Origin of the sequence: Rhizobium sp. NPDC090279 (assembly GCF_044769665.1) — a bacterium.
Lineage (GTDB): Bacteria > Pseudomonadota > Alphaproteobacteria > Rhizobiales > Rhizobiaceae > Rhizobium.
Genome location: NZ_JBIVYI010000018.1, coordinates 1 through 18086, shown reverse-complemented (window position 1 = coordinate 18086; position 18086 = coordinate 1). Strand labels below are relative to the sequence as shown.

The following is an 18086-nucleotide window of genomic DNA, read 5'->3' as shown; positions in this document are numbered from 1 at the left end:
AACATTTGAAACTGCCAGTCCCCACCCTTTCCAGCCGCAGCCATCTAATGCACGAAGGACCACCCTTCTTCGGAGCGAAATACCAGCCAAAACTTGCCGTAAATATTCGCCTCAGGCACAAGGCCGATATCGAAGCGGCTATCGTTGGAATTGTCGCGATTGTCACCCAAGACGAAATAATAGCCTTCAGGCACTGAATACTCGCTCGTATTGTCGCCCGGCGAGTTTGGCGATTGGTCCAAGGTCCGATAGTGAACCCCATTGTCCAGTACTTCGCCGAAAACGGGGAATTCGCCACGGTCCAAACTATAATTCGACACGATGGTACCCTCGGCATCGCGCGGCACCGCCTGTCCATTGATGAAAACAATTCCGCCTTTCATCTGGACGCGGTCACCGGGCAACCCGATGATACGCTTCGCATAGTCCACATTCGGCGTGGCCGGAGGTGCGAGCATGACAACATCGCCCCGCTGGGGCTTCGGCCCGAATAATTTCGGCGGTAGCCAATTGGGCCGGAACGGGAAGGAGTAACGGCCGTAGCCATAGTTGAACTTCGTCACGAAAGCGTAGTTGCCGGGCATCAACGTAGGCATCATCGAACTGGAGGGGATCGAAAACGGTTGGACAATGAATGCGCGAATGGAGAATGCGGTGGCGATGGGCAAAAGCCAGAAAATCAACGCTATATTGTACCAACGCGAGAACCAGCGATGTTGCCAGGTAACGGCCCCTCCTCGCGCCAACCAATAGCCATGTACGCAGCCGATCAAATTGAAAGGAACGATCGCCAAACCGGCAGCCTCAGCCAGCGCTAATTGAGGCATGGCAAGGATTACGAGAAAGCCGACAAGGTTGGTAACCAACAGGTAGGCGATCGCCATGCGTCCCCGGCCGAGATAGGCCATGACGATGGCAGGTCCCAGAAGCAGGCCGATGACAGCGGCGGCGAGCGGACGGCGGTCGCGGAAAAAGTGGAAAAAACGCATCGAAAGCCTCAAATTGATGAGGCGCCATCGTTACACAACCAGTAACTGCATTTGAATTGTCGAGATATGACAATCCCCAAGCTAGACTCGCGTCGATCCGCGGCAGCCTTTCGAGTAACCGGGAATTACTGAGCTATCGGCAAAGCCCTGCCCTGCAAATCTCTTTGTGATACAATATCATTCCCCTTCCCAAGCGAGGCGGAAGCCCTTGCCCACCGGATATCCATGACAAGACGGAGAATAGCGATGGAATACGTAAAGCTCGGCAGGACCGGTCTTGAAGTCTCACGCATCTGCCTGGGTTGCATGACCTATGGCGAATCCAACAGGGGCACGCACAGCTGGTCCTTGAACGAAGAGGGTGCCCGCCCGCTGCTGCGGCAGGCGATCGAGGCCGGTATCAACTTCCTCGACACGGCCAACACCTATTCCAACGGCTCGTCGGAGGAAATCGTCGGCCGCGCTATCAAGGATTTCGCCCGCCGCGACGATATCGTGCTCGCCACCAAGGTCTTCAACCGCATGCGTCCCGGTCCGAACGGCGCCGGCCTGTCGCGCAAGGCGATCTTCGACGAGATCGACAACAGCCTGCGCCGCCTCGGCACCGACTATGTCGACCTCTACCAGATCCATCGCTGGGACTATACGACGCCGATCGAGGAGACGATGGAAGCCCTGCACGATGTCGTCAAGGCCGGCAAGGCACGCTACATCGGCGCCTCCTCCATGTATGCCTGGCAGTTCGCCAAGGCGATCTACACCTCACGCCTCAACGGCTGGACGGAATTCGTCAGCATGCAGGACCACCTGAACCTGCTCTACCGGGAGGAGGAGCGCGAAATGCTGCCCTTCTGCGAGGACCAGAAGATCGCCGTCATCCCCTGGAGCCCGCTTGCCCGCGGCCGGCTCACCCGCGACTGGGACGAGGCGACGGCCCGTTCGCAATCCGACGAATTCGGCAAGACGCTCTACACCCAGGCGCTCGAAGCCGACCGCAAGATCGTCGATGCCGTCGGCGCTGTGGCCAAGGCACGCGGCATCCCGCGCGCCCAGGTCGCGACCGCCTGGCTCCTGCAGAAGAGCGCCGTCACCGCGCCGATCATCGGCGCCTCCAAGCCCGGCCACATCACCGACGCCGTCGCCTCGCTGGAGGTCAAACTGACGCCGGAGGAAATCGAGGCGCTGGAATCGCCCTATGTCCCGCACGGGATTGCCGGGTTTAAGTAAACGGAGATTTTGGAGCTGGTCAGCTATAGCCGACGATGCCGCACCTGTGTGCTTGGCCCCTCACCCCAACCCTCTCCCCGCTGGCGGGGAGAGGGGGCTTTTCCTGGCCAATCCGCGTCCCATCCGCACGGCGAACGCGAGTGTTTTGCTCTATCGTCCCCTCTCCCCGCGAGCGGGGAGAGGGCTAGGGTGAGGGGCAATTCCGAACTCTGAGCCCATGCAACTGACCTCACCACAAATCGCGCAAAAGTGACTTCACGAACCGGTCACAGTTGAGGCTTAACAGGGCGAGGTTCCTTACCCCCGAGGATGATGTCTCATGATCACAGTCCCCTTCGAAGCGCGGCGCTTTCAATCGACCGCGGCCTATTACCTGCGTTATCGCATCCCCTATCCGGACAGGCTGATTGACCGCGTTGCCGAGCGCAGCGGCCTGAAGCGCGACGATCATGTGCTCGATCTCGGCTGCGGCCCCGGCCAGCTCGGCATCGCCTTCGCTCGGCTGCAAGGCGCGGCCGTTACCGCCATGGACCCGGAGCCGGAAATGCTCGCCGAAGTCGAGGCCGGCGCGAAGCAGGCCGGAGTCGATATCAATATCCGTCAGGGCTCCTCCTATGATCTCGGCGCCGATATCGGCAGGCTGCATCTGTGCATCATGGGCCGCTCGTTCCACTGGATGGACAGGCCGGCAACGCTTCAAGCGCTTGATAAGCTGATCGAGCCGGGCGGCGCCGTCGTCCTCTTTCACGACAAGGGCGTTCTGGCGGAACCGAACTGGCGCGGTATCCTTGAGCCGCTGATGGAAACCTATTCGCCCGAGCGCCGTGCGGAGCGACAGATGCGCAGGAGCAAGGAATGGGCACCGCACGAGGCCATGCTGCTGGCCTCGCCCTTCCGCAATCTCGAACGCATCGGCATCGTTACGGAATATACCAGGGATATCGAAGAGATCGTCGGCCGCATCTTCTCGATGTCGTCGACTTCGCCGCAGGCGCTCGGCGACAAGGCAGCCGATTTCGAAGCGGCGCTTCGCGCGGAACTGCTGGCTGTCGCGCCGGACGGCAAGTTCAAGGAAATCGTCGAGGCGAACGGGCTGCTGGCATTCCGGGACTAGAGCAAATCCAGGAAAGGTGCGCAGCGGTTTTCCGTCCGGAGTTGCGTGAAAACAAAGAGATAGAGCGGCTCAGAGATTCCATGAAGAACTGAACCGCTCTAGATCAGCCGTTTTCGTTACCCGGCTGGGGCGTCAGCTCCTGCCGGGTCGCCGACAGGAATTCCTGCGACAGTTCGGCATTGTCCATCGCCCGCGCCAGGATGACGGCGCCGACCATGGCCGAGAGGCTGGCAAAGGCCCGGCGACGGCGGTCCTCCGCCGTTTCGCCGGGAACGATCTCCTCAAGCACTTCCACCAGCCCCATCAGCCCGCCGGTGAAGGTGGACTGCATTTCCGGACCATGGCGGCTGACTTCCTGCGTCAGCGCCGCGAAAACGCAGCCTGTCGCATGCTCGACGACGTTGCGGTGCGAGAGATAATGGGCGAGCAGCGCTTCGAGCGGCTGCTCCGCCGAGCTTGCCGCCACTTCCTTCCAGCGCTCCAGCGAGCGCGCCACCAGCGCCTTGCTCGCCTCGCAGGCCAGCTCGTCCTTCGATTCGAAATGGCCGTAGAAGCCGCCATGCGTCAGGCCGGCCGCCTTCATGATGTCAGCGACGCCGATGCCGTCAAAACCCTTCTCGCGAAAGAGCTCTCCTGCCACGGCAAGGATCTTCTCGCGGTTTTCGGCGAATTTTTCCCGGCTCACTCTCATCAAAAAACTCCATCACAGCATCAATAAATCTGTATTGACAATTTATATGATGACCATCATCAATATGCAACAAATATGATAACAATCATGTAAATACCTTTACACAAACGTTCAAGCCGGGAGAGCGGCAGGGAGCTATAAGCGGATACGGTACCTCTGGCCGGCCGCGACCGAGCACCTTTAAAGCCTTCTCGATCGGGACGCCAAGACACGCAAACTTTATGGAACGCACCTCATGGTTTCCACTGCTCTTGCTTCGACGCTTGCCCGGCGCAATATCCATTACGGATGGGTCGTCGTCGGCGCCACCTTCCTCACCATGCTGGTCACGGCCGGCGCCATGGGCGCACCCGGCGTGCTCATCAAGCCGCTGGAGGATGAGTTCGGCTGGAGCACCTCCTCCATCTCCTCGGCGCTCGCCGTCCGGCTGTTGCTCTTCGGTCTGATGGGCCCCTTCGCAGCCGCCTTCATGAATTATTTCGGCGTTCGCAAGGTCATCGTCTTCGCGCTCGGCACCATCAGCGTCGGCTTCATCGGCTCGCTGTTCATGACTGAGGTCTGGCAGTTGCTTTTGTGCTGGGGCATCATCGTCGGCTTCGGCACCGGCCTCACCGCCATGGTACTGGCGGCGACCGTTTCGACGCGCTGGTTCACCAAGCACCGCGGCCTCGTCATCGGCATGCTGTCGGCCAGCTCCGCCACTGGCCAGCTGGTCTTCCTGCCGCTGATGGCCGAGCTGACGACGCGTTACGGCTGGCGCACCACCGTAATCTTCGTCTGCGGCATGATCGTCGTTGCAGCCCTCATCGTGCTGCTTCTGATGCGGGACCGCCCCTCGGACGTCAACCTGCCGCTGGTCGGCGAGATCCACGTCACGCCGCCGCCCCCGGCCACCAAGAACCTGAAGGCCGCGCTCGCCTCGCCGATATCGATCCTGCGGGAAGTATCGACGACCTCCACCTTCTGGATCCTCTTTGCCACCTTCTTCATCTGCGGCCTGTCGACCAACGGCCTGATCCAGACGCATTTCGTCACGCTCTGCGGCGATTTCGGCATCGTGCCGGTTGCGGCCGCCAGCGTGCTTGCCGTCATGGGCATCTTCGACTTCTTCGGCACGATCGGCTCCGGCTGGCTCTCCGACCGCTTCGACAATCGCTGGCTGCTCTTCTGGTATTACGGCCTGCGCGGCCTGTCGCTGGTCTACCTGCCCTTCAGCGACTTCACCTTCTATGGCCTGTCGATCTTCGCCGTCTTCTACGGCCTCGACTGGATCGCCACCGTGCCGCCGACCGTCAAGATCGCCGCCGACCGCTTTGGCCGCGAAAAGGCCGGCCTCGTCTTCGGCTGGGTCTTTGCCGGCCACCAACTGGGTGCGGCCACCGCCGCCTATGGCGCCGGCCTCACCCGCACGGAGCTCAACACCTACCTACCCGCCTTCTTCGTCGCCGGCGCCTTCTGCCTGCTCGCCGCGATCCTGGCGATCACCCTGCAAAAATCCGGCTCGACCACCAAAGGCCCGGCCATGGCTCACTGAGCCGCAAGCGACAAAAAACCCATGGCGCCAACCCGCGCCATGGGCCGAACCGCAACCCTGCGGAAACACTCGCAATATCTGCCGCCCCCGGCTTGCGCCATCAGCCGATCACATGCTAGACAGCCGCCTCGTCAGTACCCCGTTGCCCCATTGGCGGAATTGGTAGACGCGCTCGACTCAAAATCGAGTTTCGAAAGAAGTGCTGGTTCGACTCCGGCATGGGGCACCACAATCAAGCAGATACTCTAAACTTTAGCTTATATTTGATCGCCTGAGGCATCCCGGGATTGGGCAACAGTGCGCTAAGGCACAGTATCGCGGGCAGAATTTTCGATGCACCGACGACTGCCGCAATCATTTGCGAAATCGCTATTTACTTTCCCCAAGAACTTTAGAATCTTAGGTTGCAATTCATGGGCAACGAGATCAACCACGGGGAATTGAACATATGGAAGTCAACGGCTATCCACACGGGCCTAAAGTCATCAATGTTTCGGATATCCTGTTCGTGCGTCGAAGAATACCGCCGATCGAATTGCCGACCGATGCCCCAGCCAAGGGAAAAGTTCAAACCAAGTTTGATTTTGTGTACACCATCGAGACGGCTGAGGAATTGAGAGATTTGGCAAATGCCGAGAGGGCGAAGCCCCTCAGCTTCCTTAGCACAGCCATCAAATGGCCGGTGTATTTTGCCGGAGAACTTGCTTCTGGGCCGCTGCAGCTAATGAAAAGCGAGATAAGAGACGGGGTTCAATCGGCTTTCCTTATCGGAAAATTTGGTATCCGCGTCAGCAATACGCCGCAAGAAGTGTTTGACGTTATTCAGAAGGCTGGCGGCCAGACCCGCGAAATCCTTCCACCGATCGACAACACCACTTGGGCCCAAGCCCATCATGACTTCGAGTGGGACATTCGTCCGCCGATTGAATGATTGATTTATGCCAGTGCCGGAGAGATCGCGGTGAGGATGAACCTCCTCCGTCTCCAATGCGTTGGCAAGCCGCGTAAGGTCGGCTCCGATCCCGCGGGGCCTACAATCATTGTTGACACTCGATAATCAACAGCTGTCCATCGGATCTCTTCTCAGCGTCAATCCTGATCCTACAACGATCATCGACGGTGAGAGCTCTCAAAGTAAGATTATTTATTGATTTCGCTCCAACAAACCCGGAAGCCATAGTCGCAACCATTTTGGAATACGATTGCTCTGGCCTTCACGGAACCAGACCCAAGCACCGCAAATATCTTTGAAAGGCAAATAAATTGTCTGAGATTGCCACCACTTCCACCCGCATCGGCCGACTTAAATGCTCGTTCAGCGTGGCTGAATCGATCGGCAGCGTCGTCCTCTGGGTCATATTGACGATCGTCACGCTCGGCCTCGCGCTGATCGTCTTCCCCTACTACCTCAACCGCGCAGTGTTGAACAAAACCGAGCTGCTGGATGGCTCCGGCCGGTCGATCGGCCGCCTCAACTGCACTTTCAACGTCGGCCACTCGATAGGACACGTCATTCTCTGGGTCCTTCTGATTATCGTGACCCTCGGCCTTGCCAGCTTCCTCTATGCCTATCGCGTGATCCGCGTCGTCCTAAACGAAACGCGCGTCGAGTATTATTGACGCGAACTCCCCTCGGGATGCTTCAGAACCCGGGTAGAAAGCATCAACGATGAGCGCCGGAGGCACCCCCGCGTAACCCGCTCCGAAATAGTTTCAGGCCCCACTCGCCAAATTTGCAGAGCGCTCTATTTCGCGTAATGCGAAATGAATTTTAGCTTTTCATCAAGCAACCGCTGCATCGGCTGACCGGCGCTTTTGGGTCGCCGATGCGACGTTGGCATGTCATCTGTGGGGGTATCCATGACATCGAAATTCCTGGGCGGAGTCTTCGCGGCCATCGCGTTGACGGCGCTATCCTTTTCGTCCTCTGCTTCTGCCGCCGATAAGGCGGGCTGCAAGGATCTTCCCGGCATCAAGCGTTTTGAAGGGTCGTCGATCGAGCTATGCGATGGGCGCAACTTCGCGGAATATACTTTGCCGACGGGAAAATGGACCAAGAACGAGGACGACCCAGACAAGTCGGATTTTGCCAGCAAGGAGGCCCTGGAAGGCCGCCTGACGCAAAATGTCTATTCCGTCCCGGCCGGGCCTTCATCGGCCGAAGTGTTCCGTAATTATCTGAACGACCTGCAGTCCGCCGGCTACAAGATACTGTTTCAGGCAAAGCAGGAAGAGACCGACAGGCTGGAGCAGGTCTTTGGAGAAAAGGGCCCCGGCGGTCAGCTTTTCGGCTATAGCCCCGACGAAGCCCGCTATGTAGCTGCCGTGAAGGAAGACGGCGGCGTCAAGACCTACATCGCGCTCTATGTCATTGAATTCGAGGACGGCTATGTGCCGGAATTCGAAGCGGTCAAGGGCCAGGTCTATGTCCGTCTCGACTCCCTTCAGGTCGGCGAGCTGAAAAACCAGATGGTTCTGGTCACCGCGTCCGATATCAACAAGGCGCTCGATAGCTCGGGCAAGGTGCTGCTCTACGGCATCCACTTCGACTTCAACAAGTCGGTGATCAAGCCGGATTCGCGTCCGAGCCTCGACGAGATCGGCAAGTTCCTCAAGGATCAGCCGAGCGAGAAACTCTCAGTGGTCGGCTATACCGACAACATCGGCGGCGCGGATTTCAACCTGAAACTGTCGAAGGCACGCGCTGACGCGGTCGTGGCCGATCTGGTCGGCACCTATGGCGTTTCGCAGGATCGTCTGAAGGCGAGCGGCGAAGGCCTGCAATCGCCTGTCGCAGCCAATGACACCGAAGATGGGCGAGCCAAGAACCGCCGCGTGGAGCTTCATCGGCAGTAAGTTGCGCTCAAGGCACATGATAAAGGCAAAGGCGGCTGCGGCCGCCTTTTTCTTTGGCTTGCGGCGTCTGTCGCAACTACGAACTCTGTGTGAATGGATGGCCCGGAAGGCATCCGCAGTGCCGTACTTTCCTTCGATAAAAGGTTGATCTATATCTGGCACCTGCAATCCTGGGGAGGCGTCGTGTGGTCGGAATAGTCAAGCGTATCTTCGTTTTTGGTCTCGTATTGGCCCTTTCAGCCTGGGGCTGTCTTGCAGATAGTATTCCCGCATTCTGGCGAAAAACGATGACCAATGACCCGTCGACGAATTGGTATCTGTCGGAAGCCATGAAACCTATGCCAGACGCAGACGCGGAGATCCTCAGAATCTATAAGTTGGGCGGCATCATCGGCACCATGTGTGACGGCGCCAAGGTCAATACCGCCGTCGGGAATCGATTTCTGAAAACTTCGGGTTATGGAAAGCTTACCGGCGACAAGTACAAGCAAGCCGCATTTCTGGCAGACGATCGTTTCAAGCTTTTCGATTATCGGGCTCTCGCGCATCTGTGTGCCGGAGGAGATTATATGTTCGGATCTCAAGGGCACCTGCTTCCGAACTTGATCACAGGAAACAGGGGGACACCCAAGGTTTCTTACGATCCCAGCAACCCCTACATCATGTTGCCGTCTATATCGACTGCGACGCATGGCTGAGGTTCAGTTGCCGGCAACCCGTCGAGGCACGGCATTACACAGCCAGTCGGCGAAGCATGTCTCCCGACATCAAATCCAACCCGCATCACGAAAAATTTTGATTTTGTGCGACTTCCGTCGGCCTGCGACCATTTACAGCCATAATCCTGCCCCCTAAAGGTTTGCGACGCAGCAAAAAGGGGCCCTCATGCTTCGTAGACTTTACGACTGGACCATGTCGCTTGCCGGCCGCAAATCGGCGGAAATCTGGTTGGCTGTTATCGCCTTCGTCGAAAGCTCGGTCTTCCTCGTTCCGGCCGACGTGCTGTTCCTGCCGATGTCGCTCGCGAAACCCGAGCGCGCCTGGCGCTATGCACTGACGGCGACGGTTGCCTCCGTGCTCGGCGGCATCGCCGGCTGGGCGCTCGGCTACTACGCCTTTGAGACCATTGCGAAACCGATCCTGGAATTCTACGGCAAGCTCGACGCCTTCAACCAGATGAGCGCCGGCATCACCTATGAATGGGTTCTGCTGCTGCTGGTGACGTCAGGCCTGGCGCATCTGCCGCCGATCAAGGTGGTGACGATCCTCTCCGGTGTCGCCCATATCGATCTCGGCCTGTTTATCGTCTCGGCTATCGTCGCACGCGGCGCCCGCTTCTTCTTCCTGGCCTTCCTGCTGCGCCGCTATGGCGAATCCATCCGCCATTTCATCGAGAAGCGCCTCGGTCAGCTCACCATGGCGGCCGCCGCCATCCTCATCGCCCTTTATGCCGTCTTCCATTTTGCCCTGGCAAGTTGACCAAGGAGCCCCCAGCATGTCCACGACTACGCCTTCCTCCCGCGCCGGCCTCGGCTATGGCGCCCTGCTGACGCTCGGCATGATCGTCGTCATCGGCTCGGCGCTCGGCTTCCAGTATATTGGCGGCTATATCCCTTGCGCGCTCTGCCTGGATCAGCGCCAGCCCTATTATTACGGCATCCCGGTCGCCATCATCGCCGTGCTGACGGCGGTCGCCGGCCTGCCCTCCTGGATCACGCGCGGCCTCCTCATCATCGCCGGCCTGATGATGGTGGTCGGCGGCGGCATCGGCGTCTATCACGCCGGCGTCGAATGGCACTTCTGGGAAGGCCCGACCACCTGCTCGACGACGGCAAGCAGCGTTACGCAGAATGCCGGCGACCTGCTCGGCCAGCTCAATAGCATCAAGGGCCCATCCTGCACGGAAGCAGCCCTTCGCATCCTCGGCCTGTCGATGGCCGGATGGAATGTGATCGCCAGCGTGATCCTCGCAGCGATTGCTTTTGTCGGCGCAAAGAAGGCAGCCTGATTCTCGATTTGGCCCGACGCTGATGCCGCTCCAGCGCTTTCGCTAGATCTCCCCCGCAAGGGGGAGATTGTTCCTCCTCCGCAAAAGCGGAGATTGTCGTTCGAGATCCACGACTAGGCCGCAGCGTCGACATCCTCGGCAGCAGCCCCGCTGCTCCCCGCCGATACAGGCAGATAGATCTTGTTCTTTCCATAACCGCGAGCTTCCGCGCCGCGCCGTGCAGCATCTGAACCAGGCTCGCGTATCCACTTGCGGCGGTTAAGCTTGAAGCGCTTCACAAGTTGCTCCAGCTCCGCCGCGCCGGTCGCAAGCGCATCGGCATTTGCACTCATGCTGCTCACCATCCCGGCATTTTGCTGGGTCATCTGGTCGAGCGAGTTCACCGCATCGTTGATCTCAGCCAGACTGGTGGATTGCTCCGACGAGGCGAGAGCGATGGCTTCGACATTGACGTCGATCGACTGCACGAAGCCCTCGATATGACGCAACGCGTCGCCGGTTTCGCCTACGAGACGAACGCCCTCTTTGACTTCCCGGGTTGAATTGCCGATCAGGCCGGAGATTTCCTTGGCCGCCTTCGCCGAGCGCTGGGCCAGTTCCCGGACCTCTTGGGCGACGACTGCAAAGCCCTTGCCGGCATCACCGGCACGGGCGGCTTCCACGCCGGCGTTCAAGGCAAGAAGGTTCGTCTGGAATGCGATTTCGTCGATGACACCGATGATGTTGGAAATCTCCCCGGATGCCGCCTCGATGCGATCCATTGCCTCCACGGTCGAGGTGACAACCTTGACCGATTGGGATGCGGCATTGCGCGCATCGCTCACCAGCTTGCGGGCATCCGTCGTGCGGACGGTCGACTGCCGCACCGTGACGGTGATCTGCTCCAGCGCCGCCGATGTTTGCTCCAGGGCGGCCGCCTGCTGTTCGGAACGATGCGCAATGGCTCCGGCGCTATCGGTCATTTCGCCGCTCTTTGCCGAAAGCATCGCCGTCTGTGTCAGCACCTGCTCCAGCGTCTCCTGAAATTTCGCAAGCGATTCGTTGAAGTCGTGCCGAAGATGCTCGAATTCCGGGACAAACGGCTTGTCGATCGTGATGCGGATGTTGCAATCGGAAAGCCGCTCGAGACCTGCGCCGACTTCCTGCAAGGCACGCACCCGCCCGGTCACGTCAGTCGCGAATTTCACGACCTTCATGACTTTACCGTCCGCGTCGAGGATAGGGTTGTAGGTCGCCTGGATATAGACCGCGCTGCCATCTTTCGTCAGACGCTTGAATTCGTCGCTGAAGAATTCGCCGGCCGCCAGTCGCGGCCAGAATTGTGCGTATTCCGAGGAAGCCGCGTACTCCTTCTCGCAGAATATACGATGATGTTTTCCAACGATGTCCGTCAGCGAATAGCCGAGCGTGTCGAGAAAATTCTGGTTCGCCGCGACAATCTTGCCCTCGGGCGTAAACTCGATAATCGCCTGGGCGCGCGACAACGCATTCAGCTTGCCTCTGCTGTCCAAGGCCTCGCGCTTGCTATTCGTGATATCCGTGGCGATCTTGACGATCTTCACTACCCTGCCACCACGGACCACGGGATTGTAGGAGGCCTCGATCCAGATTTCGTCTCCGGATTTGGTCAGGCGTCTGTACTGGCGCTGGTCGTATTCGCCCTTTGCCAGTCGCGCCCAGAAGGCCCGATACTCGGCGGATGCTGCTTCCTTCGGGTCGACGAAGATCCGGTGATGCTTGCCGATGATCTCCTCGCGACCATAGCCGACTGCCTTGCAGAAGTTTTCGTTGGCTTCAACGATCGTTCCATCCGGCTTGAACGAGATGATTGCCTGCGAACGGCTGAAGGCTTTCAAGACCGCTGAGTCGTCACCAAAGAGAGAACTGATTTGCATTCGAGGGGCCCCGGCTTAAGAAGGCCAGAGATTGCTCAATCGGTCTTTAAATTGTCTTTAATTTCTCGCCCCATTTCCTGCACTGCAGCAAACTATTCTGCGGTGAAGACCATCGTCGGAAACCAGCGGGCATTGGAAATAGCACAGGTCCAATCACCCTCGGGCCGCGAGCCGCGCCGGGGCCCGCGAGAATTCCTGGCGGTCCTTGTCAGGTGTCGGCTCTACAGGCGCGATGTTGGTTGGGGCGGCTGGGTACGCAGCTTGCCGATCCCTCCCTTATGGGAAAGATGTCCTGGAAAGGGCAGAAACGGGCGCCGCGCTTACGGCGAACCGTGACAGCAAGAAACCGCAATCCCTTAAGGCTGCAGTTCCGAATCCCAGTAGAGATAGTCGAGCCAGCTGTCGTGCAGATAGTTCGGCGGGAACAGGCGGCCGTTATTGTGCAGATCCTGCACGGTCGGCTGGTATGGCTTCTGCGCCGGGAACATGCCGGCCTGCTTCGGCAGCTTGCTGCCCTTGCGTAAGTTGCACGGCGAACAGGCGGCCACCACGTTCTCCCAGGTCGTCTCGCCGCCATGGGCGCGCGGGATGACATGGTCGAAAGTCAGGTCGTCATGGGAGCCGCAATATTGGCACTCGAACTTGTCGCGCAGGAAGACGTTGAAGCGGGTAAAGGCGGGATTGCGGGACGGCTGCACATATGTCTTCAGGCATACGACACTCGGCAGCCGCATCGAGAAGCTCGGTGAGGACACGCACTGATCGTATTCTGCGATGATGTTCACACGGTCAAGAAAAACCGCCTTGATCGCGTCCTGCCAGGACCAGAGCGACAAGGGATAGTAACTCAGCGGTCTGTAGTCAGCGTTCAGGACGAGCGCCGGCAGGGACTGCGGGGAGACTGCAATCGTCAAGGAACCCTCCTGATCGATTCGGCATCTGCACCTGTATATTAGGCCGGTTGTTACAGGATTGTGAAGTCCAATAAATTCAGTGCATAAAGGCAATTTCGGGGAGGCAGCCGATTAAACGATAGGCAGCGCATCGCGGCGTGTTTTCACCGCATAATAGGCCCAGAAAAGCCGGGCCGCGACCGAGCGCCAGGGCGCCCAAACCGCGGCTTCCCGGGCAACTGCCTTGGCCAAGGGCCTGACTTCATGGCCGAAAGCCATGCCGACGGCTGCCTGCAGCGCCACGTCGCCGGCCGGAAACACATCTGCGTGACCGCCGCAGAACATCAGGTAGACCTCGGCCGTCCATGGCCCGATTCCCTTGATTCCAGTCAGCTCGGCAAGCGCCTTGTCAGGTGATTCGGCGCTGAGCGCGTGCAGATCGAGGCTGCCGCCGGCAACGGCTTCGGCCACACGCGCCAAAGTGTCGTGCTTGATTCGCGACAGGCCGAATGTACGCCATGCCTCCGGCTGCAGGCCGGCATAGCCCTCGGCGGTCACATCTCCCATCCCGGCGATCATCTTACCCCAGATTGCATCGGCGCTGGCGCGGGAGACGACCTGCGAAACGATGATGTGGGCAAGCCCCTCGAAGCCCGGCTCGCGCAGCCGCAAGGGCAAGACACCCGCCTCTGCGGCAACCGGCCGCAGGCGCGGATCGATCTCCAACAATACGGCCAGTCCCCGTTCGATATCGCGTCCGTCGCGAATGATCTGCATGACGTCTCGTAGTCCCCGGTTCAAATTCGTGGCAGAAGAAAGCATGATCGAGATTCCCCGTCAAAAGCCGAAATTCCGCTTTGCTCCGAGCCCCAACGGCCCGCTACATCTCGGCCATGCGCTGTCGGCGATCCTCAATCACGACATGGCGGCAAGAACCGGCGGCGATTTCCTGCTGCGCATCGAAGACATAGACCAGACCCGCTGTACACCCGATTTCGAAACGGGCATCTACACCGATCTTTCCTGGCTTGGCCTCAGCTGGCACGAGCCGGTGCGCCGGCAGTCCGAGCATTTTCCGGCCTATCAAGCCGCCTTGCAGGCGCTGATCGAGCGCGGCCTCGTCTACCCCGCCTTCCTGACGCGCGGCGAGGTCAAGGCTCGCGTCGCCGCCTTCGAGGCGGATGGCAAGTCATGGCCGCGCGACCCGGACGGCACGCCGCTCTATCCCTTCGACGATCGCGAACGAAGCGATGCCGAACGACGGCGGCGGCTGGCATCAGGCATGAAACACGCCTGGCGTCTCGACATGGAAAGGGCGCTGGCTGCCGCGGGCGGACCGCTCCACTGGCGGGAAAGCGGTGACGGCGAGACGGGCACCATTCCGGCCTATGCCGCCGCCTGGGGCGATGTCGTGCTGTCGCGCTCCGATGCGCCCTCAAGCTACCATCTTTCTGTCGTCGTCGACGACGCCGTGCAAGGCATCACCCATATCGTGCGCGGGCTCGACCTTTTCCACACCACGTCGATCCATCGCCTGCTGCAGACGCTGCTCGACCTGCCGGAGCCGCTCTACCATCACCACCGCCTCCTGCTCGGCAGCGACGGCAGGAAGCTATCGAAGAGCCTGGGCGACACCGGCATTGCCGAATGGCGCAGTCGAGGCCTGTCACCGGCGGAGCTTCGCCGCCGCATCGGCCTCTGATTCGCCCCTTGATTCGGAAGATTGTTTTTCCGCCGGCGCTTCGGCAGCAGGACGGCTTGCCGCCTTGCCGAACAACAGCCGCCGCACGCGGAATTTCATCAGCGCCGCGTTGATCTCCGCCCCCATGATGAAGATCACCGCCAGCATGTAGAGGAAGATCAGCACGATCATCACGGAGGCCAGACCGGCATAGGTGGCGGTATAGTTGGCGAAGGTCGACAGATAGTAGGCAAAGAGCAACGCGCCGACCGACCAGAAGACCAGCGTCAGCACCACGCCCGGAATAACATCCAACAACCGTCGTCGCCCGGCCGCCAGCCACAGATGCAGGATCATCAGCCCGGCCAGCAGCAGAAAAATCGTGCCATAGATTCGCCAGCTGAAGACAATCTCGAGGATATCGGCGAGCGCCGGCAACCACTGCCTGGTGTAGTTGAGCGCCAGGGGCACCGCGACGAGCAGGATGCTGAGGATAGCGAAGATCAGTACGGCGATCAGCACATAGCCGAGGCTGGCGAGACGATTGAAATACCAGGGCCGCGTCTCCAGCACGCGATAGGCTCGGTTCAGCGATATCCGCAGTGCCTCGACGCCGTTCGAGGCAAAGTAGGCGGCGGCCAGCACCGAGATCGTCAAAAGCCCCCCGCGCGGGATCGTCAGCACCTGTACGACCTGATCCGCCAAAGGCTTGGCGATCGCCTCCGGCCAGGTATCGAAGATCAGATGCACGGCCGTGGACGAGAATTGGCTGGCACCGAGAAAGCTTGCGAGCGCCGTGCCGAAGATCAGAAAGGGGAATACCGCCAGCAACGTCGAAAGCGCCACGTGGCTTGCCATGGCAAACCCGTCGTCCTCGACGAAATGAAACACCGCGTCGTAAATCACCTTGTAAACCGTCCGCAGGACTGTCGGCATTCCATCTCCGCTTGACGTCGGCCTTCATCCGCCGGTTGTCGATTGTATCGGGTCCCCGAATATGGGAAACGAGTTTCTGTTTGTACAGGAAACATCCTATGACGGAACAACGCATTATCCTGCTGACTGGTTGCTCGTCCGGAATCGGCGCCTACTGCGCCCGGGCGTTGAAGGCTGACGGATGGCGCGTTTTTGCAACCGTCCGCAAGGAGCAGGACCTCGCCTCGCTTGAAGCCGACGGCATCGAAGCGCTGCTCTTGGATTACACGCGGCCGGAGACGATTTCCGCCGTCGTGGCAACGCTGCGCGAACGCACTGGCGACAGAATCGACGCCCTGTTCAACAACGGCGCTTACGGCCAGCCGGGCGCCGTCGAAGACCTCTCAACCGATGTGCTGCGCGAGCAGTTCGAGACAAATTTCTTCGGCTGGCACGAGCTGACGCGCCAGATCATTCCACTCATGCGCAAGCAGGGACATGGCCGCATCGTCAATTGCTCGTCCATCCTCGGGCTCGTCCCCTATCGCTTCCGCGGCGCCTACACGGCCTCCAAATTCGCGATCGAGGGGTTGACGATCACGCTCAGGATGGAGCTGCAGGACAGCGGCATCCACGTGAGCCTCATCGAGCCCGGCCCGATTGCAACCAAGTTTACCGCCAATGCGCTCGCCAAGATCAACGAGCATATCGACCTCGAAGGCTCGGCGCATGCGGTCGAATATCGCAGGCAGCTCAGGCGGCTTGATGGATCGGGCCCGATCAGTAAACATAAATTGGGACCAGAAGCGGTCTATGATGTGCTAAAATCGGCTTTGAACGTGAGAAATCCGCGCCCACATTATCTGGTAACGACGCCCGCCAAGCAGGGTGTGCTCTTGAAGAGGCTATTGCCGGCTAACCTTTTCTATCGTCTGATGCGCCGGCTGGACTAAAGCAATCCTAGGAAAAGTGCGTAGCGCTTTTCCGTCCGGGAATTGCCGAAGAATGAATGAGACTGAGCGGCTCAGAGATCCCAGGAAAGACTGAACTGCTCTAGAGACAAGGATGGAGGAGCCATGTCGACCGTTACTTATGTTGCCGCCATCATTGTCATGGGCCTCGTCGCGATCGTACTCGTTCGCGGCTTGCTGAACATGATGAAAGGCGACAATCCGAACCTTTCGAACCGGCTGATGCAGCTGCGCGTCCTGCTGCAGGCAGTGGCGGTCATCTTGATCATGCTGACGCTCTGGCTGACGGGCGGCGGCCGCCCGGCCTAGAGCCGGATGATTTTAGGAAGTAGAGCAATTCCAGGAAAAGTGCGCAGCGGTTTTCCGTCCGGGATTGCGTAAAACAAAGGGAAAGAGCGTTTCGCGATCCTAAGGAAAGCGAAAGGCTCTAGCCACAGGAACTCGATGGTCAAGCTCAACAAGATCTATACCAAGACCGGCGATGACGGCACCACGGGCCTTGCCGCCGGCCCAAGGCGGCTGAAACACGACCTGCGCGTCGAAAGCTACGGCACCGTCGACGAAACCAATTCCGCCATCGGCGTCGCCCGGCTGCACTTGGCCGGGATGGCCGATCTCGATGCCATGCTGATGCGCATCCAGAACGATCTCTTCGATCTCGGCGCCGATCTCTCGACCCCTGAAACGGATGAGCCACCGGCCTACGAACCCCTGCGCATCATCGATCACCAGGTCGAACGCCTCGAACACGCTATCGACCGGCTCAACGCCGATCTCGAGCCGCTGAGGTCCTTCGTGCTTCCGGCCGGCAGCCCGGCTTCCGCCCATCTGCATCTCGCCCGCACGATTGCGCGCCGCGCCGAGCGCCTGATGGTGGCGCTGTCGCGCAGTAAGGGCGAACGCGTCAGCCCGGCGGCGCTGAAATACATTAACCGGCTCTCCGATTTCCTCTTTGTCGCCGCGCGCCATGCCAATGACCGCGGGCGCGCCGATGTGCTCTGGGTCCCCGGCAAGAATCGATAGCAGCGCATTTCACTTATCCGAGGCAAGGTTATTGACGTTGACGTAAACGTTATTTATGCCTTTCAAGCAATTCGCATCTAGGCGGCCCGGAAGCGTTGTAATTGGGGGAAAAACGCGTATCCATGTCGCCATTCGACAAATGGAATGGCGCTAAGCAGCGCATGTTCTCGGGCGGTCATGTTGAAGGAAGGATTCCATGAAGATTCTCGTGCCAGTTAAGCGGGTAGTTGACTACAACGTGAAGATCCGCGTGAAGCCGGATGGTTCTGGCGTTGAGCTTTCGAACGTG

General features: G+C 59.5%; 19 protein-coding genes, 1 tRNA gene and 1 pseudogene. 15 read left to right on the top strand and 6 right to left on the bottom strand.

The window, feature by feature from the left end; genetic code table 11:
* Window positions 1-44: 44 nt before the first annotated feature.
* Window positions 45-989 (bottom strand): signal peptidase I, encoded by a 945-nt coding sequence (gene lepB / locus ACIQWP_RS30030; protein WP_402795675.1) that lies wholly within the window; start codon window positions 987-989, stop codon window positions 45-47.
* Between the two features lie 246 nt (window positions 990-1235).
* Here lepB and ACIQWP_RS30025 point away from each other — a divergent pair, with 246 nt between their 5' ends.
* Window positions 1236-2216, top strand: a complete 981-nt coding sequence (locus ACIQWP_RS30025; protein ID WP_402795672.1) for an aldo/keto reductase — start codon at window positions 1236-1238, stop codon at window positions 2214-2216.
* 319 nt (window positions 2217-2535) lie between these two features.
* Window positions 2536-3330: a class I SAM-dependent methyltransferase gene (locus ACIQWP_RS30020; RefSeq protein ID WP_402795669.1), complete on the top strand. Its 795-nt coding sequence runs from the start codon at window positions 2536-2538 to the stop codon at window positions 3328-3330.
* 103 nt (window positions 3331-3433) lie between these two features.
* On the opposite strand, the gene ACIQWP_RS30015 is transcribed toward ACIQWP_RS30020, so the two are convergent.
* Window positions 3434-4021 (bottom strand): TetR/AcrR family transcriptional regulator, encoded by a 588-nt coding sequence (locus ACIQWP_RS30015; RefSeq protein ID WP_402795667.1) that lies wholly within the window; start codon window positions 4019-4021, stop codon window positions 3434-3436.
* Window positions 4022-4256: 235 nt separating this feature from the next.
* On the opposite strand from ACIQWP_RS30015, the gene ACIQWP_RS30010 reads away from it, so the two are divergent.
* From ACIQWP_RS30010 to ACIQWP_RS29975, 8 genes are all read left to right on the top strand, one after another.
* A complete protein-coding gene (locus ACIQWP_RS30010) occupies window positions 4257-5555 on the top strand; it encodes an MFS transporter (protein ID WP_402795665.1) in 1299 nt (432 codons plus the stop codon).
* 144 nt (window positions 5556-5699) lie between these two features.
* Window positions 5700-5784, top strand: a tRNA-Leu gene (locus ACIQWP_RS30005).
* A gap of 219 nt (window positions 5785-6003) precedes the next feature.
* Complete coding sequence (locus tag ACIQWP_RS30000; protein ID WP_402795661.1) at window positions 6004-6486, top strand: hypothetical protein; 483 nt, start codon at window positions 6004-6006, stop codon at window positions 6484-6486.
* Between the two features lie 332 nt (window positions 6487-6818).
* A complete protein-coding gene (locus ACIQWP_RS29995; RefSeq protein WP_402795659.1) occupies window positions 6819-7175 on the top strand; it encodes a DUF6693 family protein in 357 nt (118 codons plus the stop codon).
* A 240-nt stretch (window positions 7176-7415) separates the two neighbouring features.
* Entirely contained in the window at window positions 7416-8411 is a 996-nt protein-coding gene (locus tag ACIQWP_RS29990) for an OmpA family protein (RefSeq protein ID WP_402795657.1), read from the top strand.
* Between the two features lie 287 nt (window positions 8412-8698).
* On the top strand, window positions 8699-9109 hold the full coding sequence (locus ACIQWP_RS29985; RefSeq protein WP_402795654.1) for a hypothetical protein: 411 nt from the start codon (window positions 8699-8701) through the stop codon (window positions 9107-9109).
* Between the two features lie 187 nt (window positions 9110-9296).
* Complete coding sequence (locus tag ACIQWP_RS29980; RefSeq protein ID WP_402795652.1) at window positions 9297-9890, top strand: YqaA family protein; 594 nt, start codon at window positions 9297-9299, stop codon at window positions 9888-9890.
* A gap of 16 nt (window positions 9891-9906) precedes the next feature.
* A complete protein-coding gene (locus tag ACIQWP_RS29975; RefSeq protein WP_402795649.1) occupies window positions 9907-10419 on the top strand; it encodes a disulfide bond formation protein B in 513 nt (170 codons plus the stop codon).
* A gap of 113 nt (window positions 10420-10532) precedes the next feature.
* Here ACIQWP_RS29975 and ACIQWP_RS29970 read toward each other — a convergent pair whose 3' ends face one another.
* The 3 genes from ACIQWP_RS29970 to ACIQWP_RS29960 all read right to left on the bottom strand — a co-directional run bounded on the left by ACIQWP_RS29970 (window position 10533) and on the right by ACIQWP_RS29960 (window position 13984).
* The gene (locus ACIQWP_RS29970; RefSeq protein ID WP_402795647.1) at window positions 10533-12314 is read right to left on the bottom strand and encodes a methyl-accepting chemotaxis protein; all 1782 of its coding nucleotides are present in this window, start codon (window positions 12312-12314) and stop codon (window positions 10533-10535) included.
* 356 nt (window positions 12315-12670) lie between these two features.
* Window positions 12671-13228: an HNH endonuclease gene (locus ACIQWP_RS29965; RefSeq protein ID WP_015341304.1), complete on the bottom strand. Its 558-nt coding sequence runs from the start codon at window positions 13226-13228 to the stop codon at window positions 12671-12673.
* 111 nt (window positions 13229-13339) lie between these two features.
* Complete coding sequence (locus tag ACIQWP_RS29960; protein WP_402795645.1) at window positions 13340-13984, bottom strand: DNA-3-methyladenine glycosylase family protein; 645 nt, start codon at window positions 13982-13984, stop codon at window positions 13340-13342.
* Between the two features lie 43 nt (window positions 13985-14027).
* Between ACIQWP_RS29960 and gluQRS the strand changes: the two genes are divergently transcribed.
* The gene (gluQRS, locus tag ACIQWP_RS29955) at window positions 14028-14909 is read left to right on the top strand and encodes a tRNA glutamyl-Q(34) synthetase GluQRS (protein WP_402795642.1); all 882 of its coding nucleotides are present in this window, start codon (window positions 14028-14030) and stop codon (window positions 14907-14909) included.
* On the opposite strand, the gene ACIQWP_RS29950 is transcribed toward gluQRS, so the two are convergent.
* The gene (locus ACIQWP_RS29950) at window positions 14874-15824 is read right to left on the bottom strand and encodes a YihY/virulence factor BrkB family protein (protein ID WP_402795640.1); all 951 of its coding nucleotides are present in this window, start codon (window positions 15822-15824) and stop codon (window positions 14874-14876) included. The genes gluQRS and ACIQWP_RS29950 overlap by 36 nt on opposite strands.
* Before the next feature lie 98 nt (window positions 15825-15922).
* On the opposite strand from ACIQWP_RS29950, the gene ACIQWP_RS29945 reads away from it, so the two are divergent.
* From ACIQWP_RS29945 to ACIQWP_RS29930, 4 genes and pseudogenes are all read left to right on the top strand, one after another.
* Window positions 15923-16756 carry an SDR family oxidoreductase gene (locus ACIQWP_RS29945; RefSeq protein ID WP_402795637.1) on the top strand — a complete coding sequence of 278 codons (834 nt, stop codon included), beginning with the start codon at window positions 15923-15925 and terminating at the stop codon, window positions 16754-16756.
* A 123-nt stretch (window positions 16757-16879) separates the two neighbouring features.
* Window positions 16880-17083: a twin transmembrane helix small protein gene (locus ACIQWP_RS29940; protein WP_047630776.1), complete on the top strand. Its 204-nt coding sequence runs from the start codon at window positions 16880-16882 to the stop codon at window positions 17081-17083.
* A 135-nt stretch (window positions 17084-17218) separates the two neighbouring features.
* Window positions 17219-17797 carry a cob(I)yrinic acid a,c-diamide adenosyltransferase gene (locus tag ACIQWP_RS29935; protein ID WP_402795634.1) on the top strand — a complete coding sequence of 193 codons (579 nt, stop codon included), beginning with the start codon at window positions 17219-17221 and terminating at the stop codon, window positions 17795-17797.
* A gap of 196 nt (window positions 17798-17993) precedes the next feature.
* A pseudogene (locus tag ACIQWP_RS29930) lies at window positions 17994-18086 on the top strand (electron transfer flavoprotein subunit beta/FixA family protein); the annotation flags it as partial.